The sequence below is a fragment of the Streptomyces sp. NPDC037389 genome (assembly GCF_040636475.1).
In the GTDB taxonomy this organism is placed as follows: Bacteria; Actinomycetota; Actinomycetes; order Streptomycetales; family Streptomycetaceae; genus Streptomyces; species Streptomyces hesseae.
This window is the reverse complement of the sequence record NZ_JBEZUS010000004.1, coordinates 320365-344082: the sequence shown is the minus strand read 5'-3', so window position 1 is coordinate 344082 and position 23718 is coordinate 320365. Positions and strand designations below refer to the sequence as shown.

The 23718-nt window shown below is 71.8% G+C and carries 23 protein-coding genes; 12 read left to right on the top strand and 11 right to left on the bottom strand.

Annotated features, from left to right (window positions below; genetic code table 11):
• The first annotated feature begins 28 nt into the window (after positions 1-28).
• From pheA to AB0E98_RS11175, 3 genes are all read left to right on the top strand, one after another.
• Positions 29-1015, top strand: a complete 987-nt coding sequence (gene pheA, locus AB0E98_RS11185) for a prephenate dehydratase (protein ID WP_361701203.1) — start codon at positions 29-31, stop codon at positions 1013-1015.
• 609 nt (positions 1016-1624) lie between these two features.
• Positions 1625-2902: a serine--tRNA ligase gene (serS, locus tag AB0E98_RS11180; RefSeq protein WP_311613406.1), complete on the top strand. Its 1278-nt coding sequence runs from the start codon at positions 1625-1627 to the stop codon at positions 2900-2902.
• Positions 2899-3711: an HAD hydrolase family protein gene (locus tag AB0E98_RS11175; protein WP_361701201.1), complete on the top strand. Its 813-nt coding sequence runs from the start codon at positions 2899-2901 to the stop codon at positions 3709-3711. Before serS ends, AB0E98_RS11175 begins: the two co-directional genes overlap by 4 nt.
• On the opposite strand, the gene AB0E98_RS11170 is transcribed toward AB0E98_RS11175, so the two are convergent.
• Positions 3653-4414, bottom strand: coding sequence for a rhomboid-like protein (locus AB0E98_RS11170; protein WP_361701199.1), 762 nt, complete (start codon positions 4412-4414; stop codon positions 3653-3655). The genes AB0E98_RS11175 and AB0E98_RS11170 overlap by 59 nt on opposite strands.
• A gap of 144 nt (positions 4415-4558) precedes the next feature.
• Between AB0E98_RS11170 and AB0E98_RS11165 the strand changes: the two genes are divergently transcribed.
• The 3 genes from AB0E98_RS11165 to AB0E98_RS11155 all read left to right on the top strand — a co-directional run bounded on the left by AB0E98_RS11165 (position 4559) and on the right by AB0E98_RS11155 (position 7685).
• Positions 4559-5269, top strand: coding sequence for a FadR/GntR family transcriptional regulator (locus tag AB0E98_RS11165; protein ID WP_361701197.1), 711 nt, complete (start codon positions 4559-4561; stop codon positions 5267-5269).
• Positions 5270-5511: 242 nt separating this feature from the next.
• Positions 5512-6669 (top strand): MFS transporter, encoded by a 1158-nt coding sequence (locus tag AB0E98_RS11160; protein WP_361701530.1) that lies wholly within the window; start codon positions 5512-5514, stop codon positions 6667-6669.
• A gap of 80 nt (positions 6670-6749) precedes the next feature.
• Complete coding sequence (locus tag AB0E98_RS11155; protein ID WP_361701195.1) at positions 6750-7685, top strand: aminoglycoside phosphotransferase family protein; 936 nt, start codon at positions 6750-6752, stop codon at positions 7683-7685.
• A 28-nt stretch (positions 7686-7713) separates the two neighbouring features.
• Here the strand turns inward: AB0E98_RS11155 and AB0E98_RS11150 are convergent, their stop codons facing one another.
• Genes AB0E98_RS11150 through AB0E98_RS11135 form a run of 4 tightly spaced genes read right to left on the bottom strand, consistent with a single transcriptional unit; the run spans position 7714 to position 11362 of the window.
• Positions 7714-8448 carry an ABC transporter permease subunit gene (locus tag AB0E98_RS11150; RefSeq protein ID WP_361701193.1) on the bottom strand — a complete coding sequence of 245 codons (735 nt, stop codon included), beginning with the start codon at positions 8446-8448 and terminating at the stop codon, positions 7714-7716.
• Positions 8449-8461: 13 nt separating this feature from the next.
• Positions 8462-9373 (bottom strand): ABC transporter ATP-binding protein, encoded by a 912-nt coding sequence (locus AB0E98_RS11145; RefSeq protein ID WP_361701191.1) that lies wholly within the window; start codon positions 9371-9373, stop codon positions 8462-8464.
• On the bottom strand, positions 9370-10284 hold the full coding sequence (locus AB0E98_RS11140) for an ABC transporter permease subunit (RefSeq protein WP_361701189.1): 915 nt from the start codon (positions 10282-10284) through the stop codon (positions 9370-9372). The genes AB0E98_RS11145 and AB0E98_RS11140 overlap by 4 nt, the downstream gene beginning before the upstream one ends.
• Positions 10274-11362: an ABC transporter ATP-binding protein gene (locus AB0E98_RS11135; protein WP_361701528.1), complete on the bottom strand. Its 1089-nt coding sequence runs from the start codon at positions 11360-11362 to the stop codon at positions 10274-10276. The genes AB0E98_RS11140 and AB0E98_RS11135 overlap by 11 nt, the downstream gene beginning before the upstream one ends.
• A gap of 239 nt (positions 11363-11601) precedes the next feature.
• Between AB0E98_RS11135 and AB0E98_RS11130 the strand changes: the two genes are divergently transcribed.
• The 4 genes from AB0E98_RS11130 (at position 11602) to AB0E98_RS11115 (ending at position 16224) form a co-directional block, all read left to right on the top strand.
• Positions 11602-12444: a M24 family metallopeptidase gene (locus tag AB0E98_RS11130; protein ID WP_361701188.1), complete on the top strand. Its 843-nt coding sequence runs from the start codon at positions 11602-11604 to the stop codon at positions 12442-12444.
• Positions 12441-14228, top strand: a complete 1788-nt coding sequence (locus AB0E98_RS11125) for an SDR family oxidoreductase (protein ID WP_361701187.1) — start codon at positions 12441-12443, stop codon at positions 14226-14228. Before AB0E98_RS11130 ends, AB0E98_RS11125 begins: the two co-directional genes overlap by 4 nt.
• 85 nt (positions 14229-14313) lie before the next feature.
• Positions 14314-15216 carry a metal-dependent hydrolase gene (locus AB0E98_RS11120; protein WP_361701185.1) on the top strand — a complete coding sequence of 301 codons (903 nt, stop codon included), beginning with the start codon at positions 14314-14316 and terminating at the stop codon, positions 15214-15216.
• Positions 15217-15255: 39 nt separating this feature from the next.
• Positions 15256-16224 (top strand): MerR family transcriptional regulator, encoded by a 969-nt coding sequence (locus tag AB0E98_RS11115; protein WP_361701183.1) that lies wholly within the window; start codon positions 15256-15258, stop codon positions 16222-16224.
• 31 nt (positions 16225-16255) lie between these two features.
• Here AB0E98_RS11115 and AB0E98_RS11110 read toward each other — a convergent pair whose 3' ends face one another.
• Both AB0E98_RS11110 and AB0E98_RS11105 read right to left on the bottom strand, forming a co-directional pair.
• The gene (locus AB0E98_RS11110; RefSeq protein WP_361701181.1) at positions 16256-17602 is read right to left on the bottom strand and encodes a carotenoid oxygenase family protein; all 1347 of its coding nucleotides are present in this window, start codon (positions 17600-17602) and stop codon (positions 16256-16258) included.
• A gap of 100 nt (positions 17603-17702) precedes the next feature.
• A complete protein-coding gene (locus AB0E98_RS11105) occupies positions 17703-18263 on the bottom strand; it encodes a hypothetical protein (protein ID WP_361701180.1) in 561 nt (186 codons plus the stop codon).
• Positions 18264-18405: 142 nt separating this feature from the next.
• Here AB0E98_RS11105 and AB0E98_RS11100 point away from each other — a divergent pair, with 142 nt between their 5' ends.
• On the top strand, positions 18406-19002 hold the full coding sequence (locus tag AB0E98_RS11100) for a PadR family transcriptional regulator (protein WP_361701178.1): 597 nt from the start codon (positions 18406-18408) through the stop codon (positions 19000-19002).
• Here the strand turns inward: AB0E98_RS11100 and AB0E98_RS11095 are convergent.
• The 3 genes from AB0E98_RS11095 to AB0E98_RS11085 form a co-directional block, all read right to left on the bottom strand.
• A complete protein-coding gene (locus AB0E98_RS11095; RefSeq protein WP_361701177.1) occupies positions 18943-19542 on the bottom strand; it encodes a hypothetical protein in 600 nt (199 codons plus the stop codon). The genes AB0E98_RS11100 and AB0E98_RS11095 overlap by 60 nt on opposite strands.
• A gap of 35 nt (positions 19543-19577) precedes the next feature.
• Positions 19578-20480 (bottom strand): zinc metalloprotease HtpX, encoded by a 903-nt coding sequence (htpX, locus tag AB0E98_RS11090; protein WP_311613391.1) that lies wholly within the window; start codon positions 20478-20480, stop codon positions 19578-19580.
• Positions 20481-20612: 132 nt separating this feature from the next.
• The gene (locus tag AB0E98_RS11085) at positions 20613-21512 is read right to left on the bottom strand and encodes an LLM class flavin-dependent oxidoreductase (RefSeq protein ID WP_361701175.1); all 900 of its coding nucleotides are present in this window, start codon (positions 21510-21512) and stop codon (positions 20613-20615) included.
• Between the two features lie 131 nt (positions 21513-21643).
• Between AB0E98_RS11085 and AB0E98_RS11080 the strand changes: the two genes are divergently transcribed.
• The gene (locus AB0E98_RS11080) at positions 21644-22504 is read left to right on the top strand and encodes a Cof-type HAD-IIB family hydrolase (RefSeq protein WP_361701174.1); all 861 of its coding nucleotides are present in this window, start codon (positions 21644-21646) and stop codon (positions 22502-22504) included.
• A 73-nt stretch (positions 22505-22577) separates the two neighbouring features.
• Here AB0E98_RS11080 and AB0E98_RS11075 read toward each other — a convergent pair whose 3' ends face one another.
• Positions 22578-23681, bottom strand: a complete 1104-nt coding sequence (locus tag AB0E98_RS11075; RefSeq protein WP_361701173.1) for a peptidoglycan DD-metalloendopeptidase family protein — start codon at positions 23679-23681, stop codon at positions 22578-22580.
• Positions 23682-23718 lie beyond the last annotated feature (37 nt).

The window sequence follows — 23718 nt, the reverse complement described above, 5'->3', positions numbered from 1 at the left end:
AGCGTTCCGTGCCCTTCCGGAGGACAACATGAGGTCGGCAACCCGCTACACCTACCTCGGGCCCGAGGGCACGTTCACCGAGGCCGCCCTGCGCACCCTCCCCGAGGCGGCCACCCGCGAGCTGGTGCCCATGGTTTCCGTGCCCGCCGCCCTCGACGCCGTGCGCGGCGGCGAGGCCGCGGCCGCGCTCGTGCCGATCGAGAACTCGGTCGAGGGCGGCGTCACCGCGACCCTCGACGAACTCGCCACCGGCGAACCTCTGATGATCTACCGCGAGGTGCTGCTGGAGATCGCCTTCGCGCTCCTCGTCCGTCCGGGCACCCGGATGGAGGACATCAAGACGGTGACCGGCCACCCGGTCGCGCAGCCGCAAGTGCGCAAGTGGCTGGCGGCGAACCTGCCGGAAGCGGTGTGGGAGTCGTCCGCGTCCAACGCGGACGGCGCGCGGCTGGTCCGCGACGGCCGCTACGACGCGGCGTTCGCCGGGGAGTTCGCGGCGGCGACGTACGAGCTGGAGCCGCTGGTCACCGGAATCCACGACGCGGAGAACGCCCAGACCCGCTTCGTCCTGGTCGGCCGCCCGGCGCGGCCGGCGGCGCGCACGGGGGCGGACCGGACGTCGCTGGTGATGTGGCAGCGGGACGACCACCCGGGCGCGCTGCTGGAGTACCTCCAGGAGTTCGCGGTGCGGGGCGTGAACCTCATGCGGATCGAGTCGCGGCCGACCGGCGAGGGCATGGGGCGCTACTGCTTCTCCGTCGACTGCGAGGGGCACATCACGGACCGCCGGGTGGCCGAGGCGCTGATGGGGCTGAAGCGGACGTGCGCCGAGGTACGGTTCCTGGGTTCGTACCCGCGTGCGGGTGTCGCCACGGGTACTGCCCCGGGTGTCACCTCGGGTGAACGGCCGGACGCGCGGCCGAACGGTGCGGGGGACGCGCGGCCGGGGACGACGGACGGCGACTTCGTGGCGGCGGCGGACTGGCTGGCACGCTGCCAGGACGGCCGGGCCTGAGCGGTCGCCCGCAGGCCGGCCCCAGGTCGGGCCGAGGTCGGGCCGAGGTCGGCCCGGCGTTTCCCACAGGGTTACCCACAGACTTATCCACAGGCCGTTCTCGACCTGGGGATAAGTCGATAGAGCGAGACTCCGAGAAGCCGTACGAAACGGGCAATGGTCGACATATCTCTCCGCCGGTCCGGCGCGGCCGTCCACAGCCACCGATTCCCGTGACCGCTACCCATCCGTCAGTCGAAATGCCTCGAACAACCCTTTAGGGGGATTGGGCGCCACCCCAAAGAGTGGCCGTAAGAGGTTTGCCTCATGAAACTCTGACGAATGACGGACCAAACGGAATCTCTGATTCCGACATCCACAGATTTCCCGCACACCCTGTGGACAAAGAAGCGGAACCACTCACTCCTGTGGACAACGGCGCTCTTCACCGCCATCCTCAACTGCCGTCTTCCACAAGGCGGCACGGGCCCCGGACGGTCCCGCCGGCCCGTCCGGATCGTCGCCGGATGCCCGTCCGCGCCCTTTTCCGAAATTCCCAGAGTTGGACAAATCACAACCAAAGGGAATATCGCGTCGAGCAACCGCAGCGCACAACGGTAGCCTGGAGGGGTGATTGACCTTCGCCTGCTCCGTGAGGACCCCGACCGTGTGCGCGCGTCCCAGCGCGCCCGTGGAGAGGACGTCGACATCGTCGACGCGCTGCTCTCCGCCGACGAGCGGCGCAGGTCGTCAAGCGTCCGCTTCGACGAGCTCCGCTCCGAGCAGAAGTCGCTCGGCAAGCTCATCCCCAAGGCCACCGGCGACGAGAAGGCCGAGCTGCTGAAGAAGGCCGGCGAACTCTCCGCCGCCGTCAAGGCCGCCGACGCCGAACAGGACGAGGCCGCCGCCGAGGCGCAGCGCCTGCTGCTCCGGATCGGCAACATCGTCCACCCCGACATCCCGCGCGGCGGCGAGGACGACTTCGTCGTCCTGGAGACCGTCGGCACCCCCCGCGACTTCGCCGCCGAGGGCTTCGAGCCCAAGGACCACCTGGAGCTCGGCCAGACGCTGGGCGCCATCGACGTCGAGCGCGGCGCCAAGGTGTCCGGCTCCCGCTTCTACTACCTGACGGGTGTCGGCGCGCTGCTGGAGCTCGCCCTCGTCAACGCCGCCATCGCCCAGGCCACCGCCGCCGGCTTCACGCCGATGCTCACGCCCGCGCTGGTCAAGCCGCGCGCCATGGAGGGCACCGGCTTCCTCGGCCAGGCCGCGCAGGACGTCTACCACCTGGAGAAGGACGACTTCTACCTGGTGGGCACCTCCGAGGTCCCGCTCGCCGCTTACCACATGGACGAGATCCTCGACGCGGAGCAGCTGCCGCTGCGCTACGCGGGCTTCTCCCCGTGCTTCCGCCGCGAGGCCGGTACGTACGGCAAGGACACCCGGGGCATCTTCCGCGTCCACCAGTTCGACAAGGTCGAGATGTTCTCGTACATCGCGCCGGAGGAGGCGGAGGCCGAGCACGCCCGCCTGCTGGAGTGGGAGAAGCAGTGGCTGACCAGCCTGGAGCTGCCCTTCCAGGTGATCGACACGGCCACCGGTGACCTCGGCTCCTCGGCCTCCCGCAAGTTCGACTGCGAGGCCTGGATCCCGACCCAGGGCAAGTACCGCGAGCTGACGTCCACGTCCAACTGCGACGAGTTCCAGGCCCGCCGCCTGTCCGTCCGGATGCGCGAGGGCAAGAACGTCCGTCCGCTGGCGACGCTCAACGGCACCCTGTGCGCCGTGCCGCGCACGATCGTGGCGCTGCTGGAGAACCACCAGCAGGCCGACGGCTCGGTGCGCGTGCCCGAGGTCCTCCGCCCGTACCTGGGCGGCCGTGAGGTCCTGGAGCCCACCGCCAAGTGACGCCCCCGGTCCCGCCGCCGTTCCGTCTGATCGCGACCGACCTCGACGGCACGCTGCTGCGCTCCGACGACACCGTCTCGGAGCGCACCCGCGCCGCCCTCGTGTCGGCCACGGCGGCGGGCGCCGCGCACATCGTCGTCACCGGGCGCACCGTCGCCTGGACCAAGCACATCCTGGACGCGCTGGAATACCGGGGCCTCGCGGTCTGCGGTCAGGGCGCGCAGGTTTATCACGCGGGCGAGCACAGACTGCTGACGTCCGTGACGCTCGACCGGCGGCTCGCCGCGCTGGCACTCGCCAAGATCGAGGCCGAGGTCGGCCCGCTGCGGCTGGCCGCCAGCCGTGACGGCATGGACGGCGACGTCCTGGTCGGCCCCGGCTACCGCCTCCAGGAAGGGCCGCTCCCGGTCGTTCCGATCAACGAGGCGAGCGAGCTGTGGGCCGCCCCGCTCAACAAGGTCTACCTCCAGCACCCCACGCTCGACGACGACTCCCTGGCGGAGGTCGCGCGGTCGGTCGCGGGCGGCTTCGTCGGTGTGACGATGGCCGGCTCGGGGATAGTCGAGCTGCTGCCGCTGGGCCTGAGCAAGGCCACGGGCCTGTCGCTCGCCGCGCGCCGGCTGGGCGTCAAGGCCGTCGACACGATCGCGTTCGGCGACATGCCCAACGACGTCCCGATGTTCGGCTGGGCCGCCCACGGCGTCGCCATGGCCAACGCCCACGAAGAGCTCAAGGCCGTGGCGGACGAGATCACCGCCTCGAACGAGGAGGACGGGATCGCGGTCGTCCTGGAGCGTCTCTTCGGCTGAGTGCCGTCCCGCGCTCTTGTCCAGCCGCCCCGGCCGCCTGTCGGGCCGCCCCGGCCGCCTCCAGCGCGGCCCGGCGTGCCCGGCCCGCGTCCCACCGCCAGGGCGGCCGGTTCCGGGTCAGCGACCAGCAGGCCAGGCCCAGCCCGAGCGCGATCGCGTGACCGATGTCGGTGAACGTGCCGCCGGTCAGCATCGGCACGGCGAAGAAGGCCACCGCTCCCACCAGGTAGAGCCAGCGCCACGGCCTCGGAACGCGATAGGTGAGGACCCCGACGGCCCCGGCGAGCCCGTAGGAGACGCCTATGTCGACGACGTGCTTCATCGAGCGCGGCGCCGAGTGGCTCTCGATCGCGTGCAGCAGGATCTCCTGGCTGATCAGCGTCGCCGCGACATGGGCGACCGCCACCACGCACAGCCAGCGCAGGGTCCCGATCCAGCGCTCGACGTTGGCGTGGAAGACCTCGAAGAGCACGGCGTAGAGGGCGAACGACGACGGGGTCTCGATCCAGAAGCCGCTGATCAGCAGGGATTCCAGCGGATGCTTGTTGAGCTCGTGGATGTTGCTGCTGTTGCGGTGGAGGAGAAAGGCCTCCAGGCCCTCGCTCGCCGACGCGACGACGAGGCTGGTGATGCCGATGATCAGCAACCAGATGTGGGTACCGGGCGAGGAACGGACCCAGGAGCGAATCCCGTCGACTACCACCCTTAGACGGTAGCCCGACGGACCCGGGAGCGCAGTTGTAGGATGACTGGGCAACCGGTTGAATGGACGACCAGTGCATCGGGAAAGCAACCGGCGCGGCACGGCTTCCGCGTCAGGGCTTCAGGGAACCTGTCCGGAGGACGCATGGCATTGCGAGCGGCGGGACGACAGACCCTCGTGGACACCGTCATGGAACAGCTGCGCGCCCAGGTGGCCGCCGGCGAGTGGCGGGTCGGGGAGCGCATCCCCACCGAGCACGCCCTCGCCGAGCAGCTGAAGGTCGGCCGCAACACGGTCCGCGAGGCCGTCCGCGTCCTCGTGCACGCCGGGATGCTGCGCTCCCGGCAGGGCGAGGGCACCTTCGTGGTGTCGGCGGCCGACCCCGCCGAGGTCATGCGCGGACTGCGGCTCGCCGGGGTGCGCGACGTCCTGGAGCTGCGCATCGCGCTGGAGGCCGAGGCCGCCCGGCTCGCGGCGCTCCGCCACGAACCCGCCGACCTGGAGCGGATGCGGGCCGCGCTCGACGCCCAGACGGCCTTCGAGGACGCCGACGGCCAGCCCGACTCCGGCAGCCTGGAGCTCTACGCGGACCACGACGTGGAGTTCCACCGCGCCGTCGTGGAGGCCGCGCACAACAGCGCGCTGACGGCGACGTACGCCTGGTTCAGCAGCTCGGTGCGCGAGGCGCTGGTCACCGCGCTCGGCGACCACGACATGCCGCGCATCATCCACGGCGACCACCACGCCCTCATGGAGGCCATCGCCTCCGGCGACCCGGACGCGGCCGCCCACGCCGCCCGGGTACTGCTCGAACGCCCCAAACAGGCCGTCGAGTCCCTGCTCGGCGACGGCTGACCGCGAGAGCCGACCGCGCGCCACCGGCCCGTCCCCACGGGCCGGTCCCCACACCCACCGGCGGCCGATCCGCCCCCGGCACCCTTCGCACCACCCCTGGAGGCACCCCCTTGTCCGAAACGAGGTCCGACACCCCCGACATAGCGCCGGTCGGCACGACGCCGACCGATACGTCACCGGCCGATACGTCACCGGCCGGTGTGCCCGCCCGGCGGGGCGTCCTCACCCACCCCGCGTTCGCGATGCTCGGCATCGTGCTCGCCTCGCTGAACATGCGGGCGGCGCTCGCCGGGGTCTCGCCGCTCATGAGCGAGATAGGCGGCCACTTCCACCTCTCGGCGGCCGTGAGCAGCCTGGTGACCACGATCCCGCTGGTCTTCATGGGCCTCGGTTCGATCGTCGCGCCCCGGCTCGCCCGGCGCTTCGGCACGGAGGCCGTGCTGTGCGGCGCGCTCGTGCTGCTGTGCGGGGGCATCCTGCTGCGCGTCGCGCCGCCCGTGGTGGCGCTGTTCGTGGGCTGCGCGCTCGTCGGCACGGCGATCGCCCTGCTCAACGTGCTGATGCCGGGCCTGGTCAAGCGGGACTTCCCGGACCGCGCCGCGAGCATGACCGCGCTCTACTCCACCACGCTGATCCTCGGCGCCACGGGCTCGGCCGCGCTGTCCGTGCCGCTGGAGAACGCGCTGGGCGGCTGGCGGGGCTCGCTCGCCTCCTGGGCGCTGCTCGCCGCCGTGGCGGCCCTCGTCTGGCTGCCGCAGGCGGTCCTCACCCGGCGCGACGCCGCCCGGACGAACGCTCCCGCCGCGGGGCCCTCGACCGCGCAGGACGGTCCCCGGCTCACCCGGTCGCCGCTGGCCTGGCAGGTCACGCTGATGATGGGCACCCAGTCGCTGATCGCCTACGTGTGCATCGCCTGGATGCCGACGATCTTCACCGACCACGGGATGAGCAAGGGCGAGGCCGGCCTGGTCTACGCGTTCTACACGCTGGTGCAGATGGCCGGTTCGTTCGTCGTGCCGCTGATCGCGGGCCGGATGCGCGACCAGCGCGTACCGGTGGTCGTCGTGGTGGCCCTGATGGCGGCGGGCGTCACCGGCCTGCTGATCGCCCCCGCGGCGGGCGCGTGGGTGTGGGCGACGCTCATGGGCGTGGCCCAGGGCGGTCTGCTGGGCCTCGCCCTGACGTTCATGGTGCTGCGCACCCGCGACGCGCACACAGCCTCCCGGCTGTCGGGCATGGCCCAGACGTGGGGCTATCTGCTCGCCTCCGTCGGCCCGTTCTCGATCGGCTGGGTGTACGGGGTGACGGACAGCTGGACGCTGCCGGTCTCGCTGCTGCTCGTCGCCTGCACGGCGCTGCTCTTCCTCGGGCTGGGCGCCGGGCGCGATCGGAAGATCTGAGGCGTTGGGGGAGTGGAGGGGCGGCGCGGGCCGCCCCTCCACTCCCCCATTCGCGTAGTTCGCAGGAGGAATCCGCCGTCATGCGCGCAACATCCCGGATCACCGTCCCGGCCCGCCTCGTCGAGCACCACGAGGACGCGTCCGAGGGCGAGGGCGGCCCCGAGTGGATCGCCGCGCTGCCGGATCTGGCGGCGGACTTCCTCGACCGCTGGCGGCTGCGCGTCGACGGCCCCGCGGCGCACGGCGTGGTGGCGCTCGTCCTGCCCGTACGGCGTGCGGACGGCTCCCCCGCCGCGCTGAAGCTCCAGCCGGTCACCGAGGAGAGCGCCGGTGAGGCACCGGCGCTGCGGGCCTGGGCCGGCGCGGGAGCGGTGGAACTCCTCGACCACGACCCGGAGTCCGGCACGATGCTGCTGGAGCGGCTGGACGCCGGCCGCTCGCTCCAGGACGTCCCCGACGCGGAGGCGGCGCTGCTGTCGCTGACCGAGCTGCTGGGACGGCTGCTGGAGGCGCCCGTACCGGCCGGGCTGCGGACGCTGGGCGGGGTGGCGGAGGCCATGCTGGAGGACGTGCCGAGGGCGCTGCCCGCCCTGTCCGACGCCGCCGAGCGCGCCCTGCTGCTGGACTGCGCGGCCGCCGTCCGCGAGGTCGCCGACGAGCCGGGCGACCGGCTGCTGCACTGGGACCTCCACTACGAGAACGTGCTCGCGCCCCTGCCCGGTACGGACAGGGGCGCGTGGCTGGCGATCGACCCCAAGCCGCTGGTGGGCGATCCGGGCTTCGACCTGATGCCGGCTCTGGACAACCGCTGGGAGGACATCGTCGCCACCGGCGACGTGGACCGGGCGGTGCGCCGGCGCTTCGACCTCATGACGGACCTGCTGGGCCTGGACCGCGAACGGGCGGCGCGCTGGACGCTCGCCCGGGCCCTCCAGAACTCCCTGTGGGACGTCGAGGACGGCGAGACCCGCCTCCAGCCGGAGCAGATCGCCATCACGAGGGCCCTGCGGGTGTGAGGAGGCCCGGGGCTCGCCCCAGTCCCCGCTACTCCTCCCCGGCCAGCGTCAGCGCCCGGAGCTTGCGCGCGGCGAAATACGTACCGGCCACCGTCACGACGACCAGCAGCGTCAGCCCCAGGGGCAGCGACACCTGGGCGTTGACGGCCCCGTCCGCGCCGATCCGCTGGGCCAGCGCCAGCGCCCACTGCTGCACGCTGAGCGTGCGTGCCCCCGGAATGAGGCTGCCGAACAGCGACTCCCAGACGAGGGCGTAGACGAGGCCGACGATGACCGCGTGCCGGGTGACCGTCCCCAGAAAGAGGAAGACCGCGCTGTAGGCCACGGAGGCGGCCGCGGCGGCCACTGCGTAGGCCACGGCGATCTGCTGGCTGTTGCCGTTGAGCACGAACCCGGCGATGAGCGTGGGGACCGCCGAGAAGGCCACGGCGACGCCGATCGCGACGATCAGCTTGGTGACGATGATGACGTGCCGCTTGACGGGCTTGGCCAGGAGGTAGACGACGGACCCGTCGTCGATCTCCGGGCCGATCGCGCCCGTACCGGCGATCACACCGATCAGCGGCACCATCGTGGCCAGCGCGAAGCCGCCCAGGACGTTGGCGGCGGTCTCGTCGTCCGCGCCGCTCAGCGTCCGGATGGCGATCGAGATGGCCAGCAGCAGGGCGGGCAGGGCGAAGAGGACGGCGGCGCGGCGGCGGCCGAGGAGGCCCCGGTAGGTCAGCCGGGCGACGGTCGGGTGGTAGAGCTGGTGGAACGACATCGTGAGCCTCCTTTCAGGCCGTGACGAGGTAGGAGAAGACCGATTCCAGGGACTCGTCGGAGGGCGAGACCGTCAGGAGCCGGATGCCGTGCGCGTGGGCCACACGCGGCAGGAGTTCGGTGAAGCGGGTGAAGTCGACGGCCTGGACGCGCAGGGCGCCCTCCTGGACGTCCACCTCGATGCCCGCGGTCGACGGGTCGGCGATGAGCGCGGCGGCCAGGGCGCGGTCGTCGCCGGACCGTACGAGATAGCGGTGCGGGCGGTCCGTCATCAGCCGGCGGATCTTGCGGAAGTCGCCCGACGCGGCGTGCCGTCCGGCGACCACGACCTCGATATGGGCGGCGAGCTGTTCGACCTCCTCCAGGATGTGGGAGGAGAACAGCACGGTCCGGCCTTCGTCGCCCATGGACCGCAGCAGATCCATCAGCTGCATCCGCTGGCGCGGGTCCATGCCGTTGAAGGGCTCGTCGAGGAGGAGCACGGTCGGCTCGTGGACGAGCGCGGAGGCCATCTTCACGCGCTGCCGCATGCCCTTGCTGTAGGTGGCGATCTTGCGGTCCTGCGCGTACTCCATCTCGACGGTGGCGAGGGCGCGCCGGGCCTCCTTCGCGCCCAGCCCGTGCAACTCGGCGTTGGCGAGGACGAACTCCTTGCCGGTCAGGAAGTCGTACATCGCCTCGCGCTCGGGGACGACGCCGATGTGGCGGTAGATCTGCTCGTTGCGCCAGATCGGCTCGCCGTCGAGCGTGACCGTTCCGGTGGAGGGCGCGAGGAAACCACCCATCATGTTGATGAGAGTGGACTTGCCCGCTCCGTTGGGGCCGAGGAGCCCGGTGACGCCGGGGCCGACGGTCATGGACACGTCGTTGACGGCGACGACGTTCCCGAACCAGCGGGAGACGTTGTCGATGTGGATGGTTGTCACAGCCCGGCCTTTCGGTAGCGGCTCATCAGGAGGCCGTAGGAGCCGGCGATCACGCCGAGGAGCACGGCGAGGTAGACGACGCCCGCGCCCGTGCCGGGGCCATGGGTTTCGGGGAAGGCGCTGGTGGCGCCGAGGAACGCCGTCTGGACACCGTCGATGAGGGTGATCGGGGAGAAGAGGCCGAGCCAGCTGACGAGCGAGGGGTTGTCGCTGGCCAGGGCGATGCCCTGGACGGTGGTGACCGCGCCGTAGGGGACCGTCAGGACGGCGATGACGCCCGCGACGCCGAAGCCCCGGCGCGGGGTGAGCGCCGCGACGACCAGGCCGATGCCGGCGAAGAGGAGCGAGAGCAGAGTCACGGAGACCAGCCCCTGGGCGAAGCCCTTCGTCTGTTCGGCGAAGTCCAGCTTGGCGAGCAGGGCACCCGCGTAGAGGACCAGCAGCGGGGTGGCCGTCAGGACGAACAGGGCCGAGGCCATCGCCGCGAACTTGGCGACGACGTAGTCGACGCGCTCGATCGGCCGGGAGAAGTACAGCGGCACGGTCTTGAACCGCAGGTCCCGCGAGACCGACTGGGGGGCCTGCGCGGCCAGGTAGAGGCCGATGACCGCCTGGAGGTAGATCGCGTAGCGCGTGTACTCCATGGGCAGCCGGTTCATCTTCGTGGTGACGGCCACGGCGACCACGATCGCGGCCGGGAGGCACATCACGCCGAAGAGCGTCATCGGCAGCACCTTGGACTTCGCCGACCGGCCGAGGCCATAGGCGCCGCGCAGACTCTGGGAGAACAGCGAGCGACGGGCGTAGGCACGGCCGAGGCGGGGGCCGCTGTAGTCGCGGTAGCCGATGTTGTGGATGACGTCCTGGGAGCGGTGGCCGCGCCCCGGTGCCGTCGTGGTCTCAGGCGGCATCGACGGTGCCTCCGTTCTGCTGCGCGCGCTTGTCGCTCTTCTTCGGTTTCTGCTGCCAGCCGGCGCCCCACACGGGCGCCTGGGCCGGTGCGCCGGGGGCGCCCGGGGTTCCGGGGGCGGCGGGGTACGGAGCGGCGGCCTCGTCGTCCCGGAACAGCTCCGCGATGCGGTGGCGGCGCTGCTCCATGCGGACCAGGCCGAGACCGAGCCCGGCGACGGCGTCCCGGACGATGTCGTACGTCTTCTCGTCGACGACGTCGACGAGAAGCACCCGGCCGGACATGGGCGAGCCGTCGGCCGTCCGGCCCGCGGGCCGGGTCGTCAGGCCCGCCCCGGCGAGGGCCGCCAGCAGCGCGCCGGTGCCGTCGGGGCAGGCGTCGGTGTCGGTGACCTCCACCGCGAGGGAACCCGTGGCCTGGGTGAACTCGTCCGTGGACGAGGACCGCAGCAGTGTGCCGCCGTCGATGACGACGACGTGGTCGCAGGTGCGCTCCAGTTCGCCGAGCAGATGCGAGGTGACCAGGACCGAGATGCCGAAGTCGGTGTGGATGCGGCGGATCAGGCCCAGCATCTCGTCCCGGCCGACCGGGTCGAGACCGTTGGTCGGCTCGTCCAGCAGCACCAGCTTGGGGTCGTGGACCAGTGCCTGGGCGAGCTTGACCCGCTGCTTCATACCGGTGGAGTAACCGCCCATGGGACGGTACCGCTCCTCGTAGAGCCCGACGTGGCGCAGGGTGTCCGCGGTCCGCTCACGGGCGGCGGTGGGCGGCAGGCCCGACATCCGCGCCATGTGGACGACGAACTCGGTGGCCGACACATCGGGCGGCAGGCAGTCGTGCTCGGGCATATAGCCGACCCGCTCACGGATCCGGGCGCCCTGGGTGGCCACATCCAGGCCGAGCACGCGGGCGCTGCCCTCGGTGGCGGGCGAGAGACCCAGCAAGATCTTGATCAGCGTGGACTTGCCGGCCCCGTTGGCACCCACCAGACCGGTGACTCCCGGATTGATGTCGACGGTGAGCCGGTCCAGGGCGGTCACCCGGGGGTACCGCTTGCTGAGGCTTTCGGTAGCGATCACAGTCACTCTTCGACCGTAGTAGCGAAAATCGCGGCAGTCGTCAGACCAGACGGCTGGTTGTCCGTACTCCTCGGGTCTGACGTGACCGTTCGGACGGAGGGGGCACCGGCGCCGCCGGGATCGGCCCGATCCCTTGACGCAGCCGCCAGTCATTGTCACATTCATCACTGGCAACTTTCGTATGTGGCTTCGCACTTCGGATTACCGGAAACGGAACTGGTCGGAGGGTGGCGGTCGGTATGACGAGCTCGGTGAACAGCGCTGAGCTGCGCGGATTCCGGGAGACCCAGCGGCTCGCGTACGACTGCGCGGAGGCGGTGGCCGCACGGCTCGCCCCGGGGGTGACCGAGCGCGAGGCGGCCCGGATGCAGCGGGAGTGGCTGCGCGAGCGCGGCGTCCGTGACTGGTTCCATCTGCCCTTCGCCTGGTTCGGCGACCGTACGGCCTTCACGGGCTTCCGGGTGCCGCTGGAGTTCTTTCCCACCGCGCGGCGGCTGGAGCCGGGGATGCCGTTCATCCTCGACCTGGCACCGGTGTACGGCGGCTTCACCGCGGACGTCGGCTATGCCGGCTGCCTGGGCGCCAACCCGCTGCACGACCGGCTGCTCACCGATCTCGCCGTCCATCGCGAGCTGATCCTCCGCGAGGTGCGCGAGCGCCGCCCGCTCCGGGAGATCTACGAGGACGTGGAGCGCCTCATGGTGCGCCAGGGCTACGTCAACCGGCATCGCGCCTATCCCTTCGGGGTGATCGCGCACAAGGTGGACCGGCTGCGGGAGCGCCGCTGGTCCCCGCGGCTGTTCGGCTTCGGCACCCAGGCGCTCAAGAGCCTCGCCTCCGACGCCCTGCGCGGACACCGGGAGGGCTGGTCACCGCTGTGGAGCCCCCACCGCCGCTCCGACCACCCGCCACGCCCCGGGCTGTGGGCGGTAGAGCCCCACCTGGGCTTCCGGGGCACGGGGGTGAAGTTCGAGGAACTCCTGGTGGTCACCGACTCACGGGACCCCGAGGAGAGCGCGTTCTGGCTGGACGACGATCTGCCGCACGTGCGGCGCCGGCAGGAGGAGAGGACGGCCGTATGAGCCTGGACAGCGAGGGCGCACGGGAGCGCCGGGTCACCACGGGCGGGATCGAGCTGTGCGTCCTGGAACTGGGCGACCCCGCCGACCCCACGGTGGTGCTTCTGCACGGCTACCCCGACAGCAAGGAGATCTGGTCCGAGGTCGCCCGGCGGCTGCGGGACCGCTTCCACGTGGTGCTCTACGACGTGCGGGGCCACGGCCGCTCCACCGCGCCGAGACCGCTGCGCGGCGGCTTCACCCTGGAGAAGCTCACCGACGACTTCCTGGCCGTCGTGGACACCGTGAGCCCCGACGCGCCCGTGCACCTGGTAGGGCACGACTGGGGATCGGTGCAGGGCTGGGAGTTCATCACCGTCGAGCGCACCGAGGGCCGTGTCGCCTCCTTCACCTCCGTCTCGGGACCGTCGCTGGACCACTTCGGGCACTGGCTCAAGGAACGGGCCGCACGGCCCACCCCGCGCCGTGCCCTCCAGCTCCTCGGCCAGGGGGCCCGCTCCTGGTACGTCTACGCCCTCCACACCCCCGTCCTTCCGGAGGCGGCCTGGCGCGGCCCCCTCGGCAAGCTCTGGCCCAAGCTGCTGGAACGGCTGGAGACCCTGCCGCCGCAGGCCCCGGCCGACTACCCGACGTCCTCCCTCCCGGACGACGCCGCCCACGGCGCCTGGCTCTACCGGGACAACGTCCGGGCCCGGCTGCGACGCCCCCGCACGGACGCCCACGCGCATGTGCCCGTCCAGCTGATCACCCCGACCGGCGACCCCTATCTCTCCGAGCGCCTCTACGACGACCTGGAGCGCTGGGCCCCCCGGCTGGTGCGGCGAACCCTGACCGCCGGGCACTGGGTGCCCCGCACCCGCCCGGACCAACTGGCGGCCTGGATCGGCGAGTTCGTCACCTCTCAGGAGACCGCCCGCCACGAGGGCCTGCCCGCCCGGACGCCCACGGGGAAGGGCCCGTACGCCGACCGGTTCGGCGGGCGGCTGGTGCTGATCACGGGGGCGGCGAGCGGCATCGGGCGAGCCACCGCGTTCGCCTTCGCGGAGGCCGGGGCGCGCGTCGTCGCGGTCGACCGGGACGCGGAGGGCGCGGTCCGCACCGCCGAGCTGGCCCGGCTGACCGGGGCACGGGACGCGTGGGCCGAGTGCTGCGACGTCTCGGACGAGCAGGCCATGGAGAAGCTGGCCGCCAAGGTCACCGCCGAGTACGGCGTGGTGGACGTGCTGGTCAACAATGCCGGCATCGGCTTCTCCGGCTCCTTCATGGACACCTCCACCGAGGACTGGCGGAAGGTCCTCGACGTCAATCTGTGGGGCGTCATCCACGGCTGCCGGACCTTCGGCAGGCAGATGGCCGAGCGCGGACAGGGCGGCCACATCGTCAACACCGCCTCGGCGGCCGCCTTCCAGCCGACCAAGACCCTCGCAGCGTACGCCACGTCCAAGGCGGGCGTGCTGATGCTCAGCGAGTGCCTGCGGGCCGAGCTGGCCGGACAGGGCATCGGGGTCAGCGCGATCTGCCCGGGCATCGTCAACACCGCCATAACGACGAGCGCGGGCTTCGCGGGCGTCCCGGAAGAGGAACAGCGACGCCTCCAGGAGAAGACCGCCCGCCTCTACGGCAAGCGCAACTACCCGCCGGAGAAGGTCGCCGAGGCGATCCTCCGGGCCGTGGCCGAGGACCGGGCCGTGGTGCCCGTCGCCCCCGAGGCGCACGGCATGCGCCTCATCTCCCGCTTCGCACCACGGCTGGGCCGCCGCATCGCCCGTATCGACCCGCCCCTGTGAGCGATCCACCGCTCCGGGCGGATCCCCGTAGCGTGCGACCCCCGCCCCCACCGAGAGTGATCTCCCGTTCCGTAGGAGCGCCTTCATGAGAGACAGATACCGAATAGCCCCTCGGCGTGTGTCGTTCGACTGGCGGGACACGCCCCTGCACTGGATCCCGGACGAGCCCACGGCCACCCATGTCATCAACGTCCTCCACCTCCTGCTGCCCGCCGGTGAGCGGTGGTTCGTCAAGGTCTTCAAGGAAGCCCTCCCCCTGGTGAGCGACGAGGCGCTCCTCAAGGACGTGAAGGGCTTCATGGGGCAGGAGTCCACCCACAGCGTCCAGCACGCCTATGTGCTGGGACACCTCGCCGAACAGGGTCTGGACACCGGCCCGTACACACAGCGCGTCGACTTCCTGTTCGATGTCCTGCTCGGTGACCATCCTCCGTTCGGCCTGCGGATCCCCGAACAGGAGTGGCTGCGCTTCCGGCTCTCCGTGATCGCCGCCGTCGAACAGTTCACCGCGGTGCTCGGCGACTGGGTGCTCCGGGCCGACGCCCTCGACGAGGCCGAACCCGACCCAGTGATGCTGGACCTGCTGCGCTGGCACGGCGCCGAAGAGGTCGAACACCGGTCCGTGGCCTTCGACATGTACCAGCACTGCGGCGGCCCGGATGCCGCGCGCTACGCCCGCCGGCTGCTCGGCATGGCGATCACGGCGCCGGTGCTCTTCTACCTGTGGGGCTGGGGCGCGGGCTATCTGATCCGCCACGACCCCTGGCTGGCGGGACGGCTGCGCTACTCGCTGCGCGAGCACAACCGGGCCGTCGCCAAGGGCCTGTTGCCCTCCTGGCGGGAGCTGGGCTCGGCCGTCCCCCGCTACGCGCGGCGCTCGTACCACCCCTCCCAGGAGGGGTCGCTGCGCAAGGCCCTCGACTACCTGGCGACCTCGCCCGCGGCCCGCGCCGCGGCGGGCGCGGTGGGCCGGGCGGCCCTCTCGTAAGCCGTCCCCCGACGGCGGCCTTCTGTAAGGAGCACTCCTGTGCCGGAAGCGGAGTACCGGATCGAGGACCTGGCCCACCACAGCGGAACGACCGTCCGCACCATCCGCGCCTACCAGGACCGCGGACTGCTGCCCAAGCCGGAGCGGCGCGGCCGGGCCAACGTCTACCGGGACACCCACCTGGCCCGGCTCCGTCAGATCGGTGGGCTCCTCGACCGCGGCTACACCCTCGCCAGCATCAAGGAACTGCTGGACGCCTGGGCCACCGGCCGCGGTCTGGGCGGGGTGCTCGGGCTGGTCGCCGAGATCGACGGCCCATGGTCGGACGAGGAACCCGGCAGGATCACCCGGGCCGATCTGGACGAGCGATTCGGCGGGACCCAGGACGACGAGGCCGTCGCGGACGCCATCGGCCTCGGCATCCTGGTCCCGCTGCCCTCCTCGCCCGGGGAATTCCTGGTGCCCAGCCCTCGGGAGCTGGCCGTCGCCGCCGAGCTCCACGCCGCCGGCGTCCCCCTGCGCGCCATCTCCGGGCATCTGCGTGAACTGCGTACTCAGGTCGAACACATCGCCTCCCGTTTCCTCGACTTCACCACCGAGCACGTCTTCCAGCAGTTCCTCGGCCATCCCCCCTCCGACGAGGAGGCCACCGAAGCCGCCTCCCTCGTCCGCCGCCTGCGCCCCCTGGCCCAGCAGACCGTCGACGCCGAACTCGCCCGCGCGATGCGAACCTTGGCCACCCGCCACCTTCATCAGCATCTGGACGCGTGGGCCCCGAACGCCGTCCCAAGCGACTCCACCGAGGCCGGCCGTGAGCCCGCACCGGAGCGGATGGCACCGCCCACCGAGAAGCAGCAGCCCGCCATGGAGCAGGTGGCCTTGCCCGCCGCGACCGTGCGGGCCGTCCGGGCGCTCGTCGGGTCCGGGAACGTCGCGGCCTTCCTCACCGCGGCCGCCGAGCGGGAGGTGCAGGCCCGCGTCATGGACGGTCTTCTCCCCCGCCCCTGAGGCCTGGGCGGGCCGCCCGGGGCCTGTGCCCTCAGCGGTCGGCGAGCCAGTTGCCGTGGAAGCCGTAGGGCACTCGCCGGGGCAGATGTATCGCGGCGACGGGTGGCGCGGCGAGATCGTCGGCGTCGAGTACGACCAGGTCGCTCCGGTCGGTGGCGGCGTCGTACACATAGGTGAGCAGCCAGCCCGGCCCGCCCGGGCGGTCGTCCGCCGGCGCGAAGGCCGCCTCGGCCGGGACGCGCCCGGGCCCGAAGGTGTGCCGGGCGACGGATCCGGTGCGCAGGTCGTAGCGGAGCAGCTCACCGGCGGCCCGGCCGGCCCCCGGGCTCTCGCCGACGGTCACATGCCCGTACCGGGCGAAACGCCCGGCCAGCCGGTCGTCGATCCTGGGAAACTCACAGGGCTGGTCGTCGAGTTGCTCCTCACTGACCGTGCCCCGGGTCGGATCGACGGTCCAGCGCCACAGCGCGGGCCGGGCCGGTCCGTCGTTCTCTTCGGCGAAGAGGTGCGGGTAGCGGATGACATGGAGCACGATCCGCTCGCCGTCGACGTCGCTCTCGTCGTACGCGTTGAGCGCGTGGAAGACATAGCAGGGCTCGATCGGCAGCCAGCGGACCGCGCCGTACGGATCGTCCCTGCGGAGCACACCCAGCCGGGCGCCGTGGTCCGGCCGCCATGTGTAGGGCATGCCCTGGCGCGTTCTCGCCCGCTCCTCGTCGAACACCACCGGCAGATCCATGAAGACGACGTGGGCGGCGGTGAGGTGGAAGTCGTGCGTCATCGTGGGCGCCGGCACGTCGACGGCTCTGCTGATCGTCAACTCGCCGCCGGCGTCCGCGCGGTGATAGGTCAGATAGGGCGCCTCGCTACCGCTGTATCCGAAGAAGTGCAGCTCCCCGGTGTCGGGGCAGGTCTTGGGGTGCGCGGTCATCGGCGTGGTCAGCCGGCCACCGAAGTCATGGTGCCCGACCGTCTCCAGCTCACGGCCCTTCCGCAGGTCCAGCTCGTACGGAAAGGACGACTCGATCAGGGCGAGGGTACGGCCCGCGTGGCGCACCACATGGGTGTTGGCCCGTCCGGCCGTGAGATCGACATGGCCCTCCGCGTCGCGGGAAGAGACGCCGTGCGTGAAGGTCGAGGTACGGACCCAGCGGTTGCGGTAGGAGGTGGCCCTGCCGCCTTCCAGGCGCACCCCGTGGATCATGCCGTCGCCGAGGAACCAGTGGCCGGAAGCGGCGTCGTGGGGATTGGGACCGTTGCGCAGGTACCAGCCGCTGAGCTCGGGCGGGATCGTCCCGGTGACCGGAAGGTCGTGGGCGGTGAGTTCCTCGGTCACCGGCGCGAAGTTGCCGGCGAGATGAGCGGGTGCGGTCGTCATCGTGCGGTCTCCTTGAGGCTCTCGTCGAGGGGTCCCCGTCGGGGTTCTCGCCGGCGGCCCGGACCCGCTATGGGTCGGGCGCGTCCGGGCCCTTTGCGCGTCAGGCGGCGCCGTGCGGGGCCATCCGGGCCCGGGCCCGCTCGGGGTAGCGGGCGGTGAACACCGCGGGCAGCACGAACCCGGCGACCTGGAGCGGGATGGACACCCCGGCGCCGAGGCCCTCGGCGTAGACGGCGGTCAGCGCGGCGGCCGTCAGCGTGAACGCCACGGCCCAGACGGCGGTGATCACCACATTGATCCGGCGGAAGATCGTGGTGCGCCATACCTCCGGCGGGGTCTGGCGCTTGGCGATGCCCGTGGTGAAGGGGCGCCCGACGGCCAGGGTCGCCCACGCGGTCACGGCGAGCCAGCCCAGCGAGAGGGCACCGCCGTAGTGCCGCAGCTCGCTGTGCGGGAGGGCGAAGGCCACGGCGGCGAGGGCGACGAAGTAGACGGCCGTGCTGATCTCGAGGATCAGCGAGTCGGCGGTGGCGCCCGCCCACCGCTCTGTCACCAGCAGCGCCGCGGCCACCGCCAGAGCGGTGGCCGCCCCCCACTGCCAGCCGAGGGGGGAGACGGCCGCGAAGGCGATCCAGGGGGCGAAGCCGCGCAGATAGTTCATGGAGATCTCCCTCAGACGATCCGGCCAGACCCTTGGCCGGCCCACCCGTGCGTCGGCCTCGTCGACCGACATTCCAACTTCGACATGTCAAAGCTAGAAGGTCCTGCCTTGACGTGTCAAGAGTGGAATGTAGGGTGGGTTCATGAGCCTGAGACACGCGCTGCTGGGTCTGCTGTCCGACCGCCCCGCCAGCGGATACGACCTGATGAGGCGCTTCGAGACCTCGCTCTCCAACGTGTGGCCGGCCACCCAGAGCCAGGTCTACGGCGAGCTGGGCAAGCTCGCGAAGAGCGGGCTCCTCGAAGTGGCGGCGGAGGGCCCGCGGGGGCGCAAGGAGTACGCCATCACCGAGGAGGGCCTCGCCGAGCTGCACCGCTGGCTCACCGAGACCCAGCCGGAGCGGATGCGGCGCAGCGAGGCGATGCTGCGGGTCTTCTTCCTCGACCAGCTCACCCCGCTGGAAGCGTTCACCTACCTCTCCACCGAGGCCGAGCGGGCCGCGGGACGGCACGAGGCCCTGGAGGGGCTGGACAAGTCCGTCGAGTGGGACGACGGCCCGCTGTCGGTCAACGGCCGCCTCGCCCTGGAGTACGGCCTGCGTTTCACCGCCATGTACGAGGAGTGGGCCCGCTGGGCGGCGGCGCAGATCGAGGCCCGCTCCGGGCGGCGTCTGACGCCCTCAGAGCCCGGGGGCGCCCCAGACCGGGAACCAGCGCCCCAGGTCCACCTCGATCCGTAGATCGTCGGCGAGCAGAGCCCTGACCTGTAGTTCCAGCTCGTTGTCCCGCTTGTCCGCCACGACGGCCCCGTCCCCGCCGGTCACCGGCGCGAAGGGGTAGAAGGTGCCTCGTTTGTAGAGGTAGACGAGGGCGAGCGGGCGCCGCCCCTCATCGCGGAAGCCCATCAGCGAGCAGAGCAGCTGGGGGCCGAAACCGCCCTCCTGGAGCAGGGTGTTCACGGCGTGCAGGTCGTTGACCAGGGCGGCCGTGTCGTCCGCGGGCCGTCGCGCCAGCAGCCAGGTGTATCCGTAGGAGTCCCGGCTGAACTCCACGGGCTCACCGCCCCGTTCGGCGTCGGCGTCCAGCAGTTCCCCGACGTCCCGCCGGATCCGGTCGAACGCCCCTCCCTCCACACTCGCGAAGCACACCGAGCCCAGCCCGGTCGGAGCGAACCCGGCACCGGCCCGCAGCGTCACGGCGGCGGAGGGCAGGGCGAACAACTGGTCGAGATCGGGGCGGACCGGCTTGCTGCGGCCGAGGATCACATCCAGGAAGCCCACGGGCCACGTCTCCCTCCGTGTCGGTCGGTCACCTGTCACGGGCGGCCGAGCTGGGCCGAGATCCGCCCCAGCTGGTCCAGCCGCTGTTCCAGCGTCGGGTGCGAGGACAGCAGTTGGCTCAGGCTGTCCCTGCTGAGAGCGGGTGCGAAGTAGAAGGCGTTGAAGGGCTCGGCCTGCCGCAGATCGCGCGTCGGAATGCGGGCCATCTGCCCGGTGACCTTGGTCAGCGCGGACGCCAGCGCCGAGGGCCGGCCCGTGAGCAGGGCACCCGCCCGGTCGGCGGAGAGCTCGCGGTAGCGCGACAGCATCCGGGTGAGGAGGAAGCTGATCGCGTAGACGACGGCGCTGACCAGCGGCACCAGCACCATGATCAGAGCCGTGTTGGCGTCCCGGCCGCCCACCCGGCGCAGGCCGCCCCACAGCCCGATCCTGGTGATGATCCCGGCCAGGACGCCCAGGAAGGACGCGATGGTCATCACGGCCACGTCGCGGTGCGCGACATGGGAGAGCTCATGGGCCAGAACACCCTCCAGCTCCTCCGGCTCCAGCCGTCGCAGCAGCCCCGTCGTCGCGCAGACCAGGGCGTTGCGCTGATCGCGTCCGGTGGCGAAGGCGTTGGGCACGTCGCTGTCCGCTATCGCCACGCGCGGCTTGGGCATGTCGGCGAGCGCGCAGAGCCGGTCGACGGCGCCGTGCAGCTCGGGCGCCTCCTCCGGGGAGACCTCCCGGGCGCCCATGCCGAAGGCGGCGATCCGGTCGCTGAACCAGAACTGGGCGACGAACAGACCGCCCGCGAGGACCAGGACGAACGGCCAGGCCCCGCGCAGCAGCGCCACCAGCACACCCACGAAGACCACGTAGAGCAGCCCGATGAGGAACATCGTGGCGACCATGCGGGTGGTCAGTCCCCGGTCGGGGGCGAATCGGGTCCCTTGCACGGCAGACCTCCAAGGCTCCGCGAGCACGCCCCCGTAGTGGAGCATGCCCCCCAGTAGGTGCCTCTGACCCGATTCTCCCTCTCCCTCGCGCCTTGGGCGGGCTCTCCACCCGCCCAGCGACGGGCTCCCCGGTCAGGAGAGCTGTGCGAGGCCCTCCGTGGCGATCTTCTCGAAGACGGCGACGTCCGCCTCGAAGATCGAATCGGCGATCGGCCAGTGCACCACGATCTCGTCGATGCCCAGCTCCGCGTGCGAGCCCGCGAAGTCGACGAAGGCGTCGAAGGACTCCAGCGGCCGGTCGGGGGTGAAGCCGGTGAGCATCACCTTGGGCAGCTCGGCGACGTCCCGCCCGGCTTCGGCGCAGATCGCGCCGAGCCGCTCGATCTGCCCGGCGATGGCCGCCCGGGACTGCTCCGGGGTGCCCGTCTCGTAGATCTTCGGGTCGCCCGTGGTCACCCAGGCCTGACCGTGGCGCGCGGCGAGCCGCATCCCGCGCGGGCCGGTCGCGGCGACCGCGAAGGGCAGGCGGGGGCGCTGCACACAGCCCGGGATGTTGCGGACCTCGTGCGCCGAGTAGTGCTCGCCGTCGTAGGTGACCACGTCCTCGGTGAGCAGCCGGTCCAGCAGCGGCACGAACTCGGCGAAGCGGTCGGCGCGCTCGCGCGGCGTCCACGGCGCCTGCCCGTCCCGCAGCAGCGCCGTGGCGTCGAAGCCGGAGCCGCCCGCGCCGACACCGAGGGTGATCCGCCCGCCCGAGATGTCGTCCAGGGAGATGAGCTCCTTGGCGAGCGTGACCGGGTGCCGGAAGTTGGGGGAGGTGACGAGGGTCCCCAGGCGCATCCTGGACGTGACACCGGCCGCCGCCGTCAGGGTCGGTATCGCGCCGAACCACGGCCCGTCGCGGAAGGTCCGCCACGACAGGTGGTCATAGGTGTACGCCGTGTGGAAGCCCAGTTCCTCGGCTCGCTGCCAGGACTCACGGCCGCCCTCGGACCAGCGGCGGTCGGGAAGGATCACGGTGCTCAGTCGCATGCCCCCGAGCGTAGGCGCTGGGTGCGACAACCGGGCCGCGGGGGAGACCTGCCGACGGCGCCCGGCTCAAGACCGCGCCTTGCGCGCACGCTCGTACGCATGTCCGCGGCACGTGCCCGAGAATAAGAAATGTGACTTCCGCTACCGAGCAGCCCGAGACCCCGGCCACGCGCCGCACCGCCGCGACCACCCGGCTGATCGCCACCGATCTGGACGGCACCCTGCTGCGGGACGACAGGACGGTCTCCGATCGCACGGTGGCGGCCCTGGCGGCCGCCGAGGAGGCGGGCATCGAGGTCTTCTTCGTCACCGGGCGCCCGGCCCGCTGGATGGACGTCGTCCGGGACCATGTGCACGGTCACGGCCTGGCGATCTGCGCCAACGGCGCGGTGGTCGTCGATTTCCACGACGGCGGCCGGTACGTCAAGGTCCGCCCGCTGGAGTCCGGCGCCGCCCTCGCGATCGTCCGCGCGGTGCGCGCCGCCGCACCCGGGGCCTCGTTCGCGGTCGAGCGCACCTCGGGCATCCACTACGAGCCGCACTACCCGCCCTTCCAGACCGACCCGTACGCGTCGATCGCCCCGGCGGAAGAGCTGCTGAACGGCGACGGCCACGGCCCCGTCGTCAAGCTGCTCGCCTTCCACCCCGAGCTGGCCCCGGACGAGTTCCTGGAGCTGGCCCGGGCCGTGGCCGGTGAGCACGGTGTGTTCACCCGCTCCAGCCCGACGGCCCTGCTGGAGATCAGCGGCCCCGGCGTGAGCAAGGCCAGCACGCTGGCCCAGTGCTGCGCGGAGCGCGGCATATCCCCCGAGGAGGTCGTGGCGTTCGGTGACATGCCGAACGACCTGGAGATGCTCGGCTGGGCCGGCACCGCCTACGCCATGGCCAACGCCCACCCCGAGGTCCTCGCCGCCACCACGCTTCGCACGGCCGCCAACACCGAGGACGGCGTGGCGGCGGTCATCGAGCAGATCCTCCACGGCCTGCCGTAGCCCCCTCGGCACCCGGTTCCGGCCCCGGACGGCGGATCCACCCTGACGGCCGGTTTGAACCCCTGACCGCGGCCTACAGCACGACCCCGCGCGCCCGCAGCCACCGCACCGGGTCGACGGCCGAACCGAAGTCCGCCGTCGTACGGACCTCGAAGTGCAGATGCGGCCCCGTGGAGTTCCCCGTGGTCCCGGTCAGCCCGATCCACTCGCCCGCGCGGACCTGTCGCCCCGGGGTCATGAGCGGCGCCGACAGATGCGCGTACTGCGAGTACCAGCCGCCCTCGTGCCGGATGACCACGCTCATCCCGAACGGCCCGCCGCACCCGGTGGCGACCACCGTCCCGGCGCCCACCGCCCGGACAGGAGTGCCGGTGGGGACGGCGAAGTCCTGCCCGGTGTGGCTGCTGGCCCAGTGGGCGCCGGTGCCGCCGAAACCCGCCGTGAGCTCGTAGGCCACCAGGGGGCGCGTCCAGCCGCTCCGCGAGACCTCCGGCGGACGGTTGGCGGCGTCCTGGGTGTCCTCCTGCTCGCTCTGGAGCCCGTCGAGGTCGACAGGCATGCAGCGACCGCTGCGGATGGCCATGTCCGCCATGGTGTTCAGCTCGCCCCGCGCCTTCGCCAGCCGCTCCTCCAGGGCGGCCTTCTCCACCCGCAGCCGGGCGGCGTCCTCGGTGAGCGCCTGCAAGGAGGTCGTCATCGACAGCCGGTCCGCCGCCAGCGTGCGGCTCCTGCCGTCGGCCTCGATCAGCATCCGCGCGAGCCTCTCCCGCCGGTCGGTCTCCTGGTACTGAAGCTCCAGCAACTCCAGGGGCTCGTCGGCGAGCGCGGCACTGCCGGGGGCGGTGAAGCCCCCGGTCCGGTACTGCGCCCGGGCCACGGCCCCCGCGTCACGGCGCAGGGTGACGGTGACGAACCGCTGGCCCGCCGACTGCCGGGTGAGCCACTCGCCCCGGGCCCTCTGGTCCTTCGCCGCGCGTACCCGGAGCTCGTAGCGCTGCCGGAGACGTCCGGCCTCCCGGGCCAGCCGGACCACCTCCGTGCCGACGCGCACCAGCCGCTCGGGGGCGTGAACGGCGGAGGACGGCTCGGCGGCGACAAGCGGGAGGGTCAGCACGCAGAGCGCGCACAGCGCCACGCCCTTGTGCGCCCGCCCGTACGAACCGCTCGAACGTCTCAAACGTCGAGAACGGTGAATGCGACATGTGCGATATGAA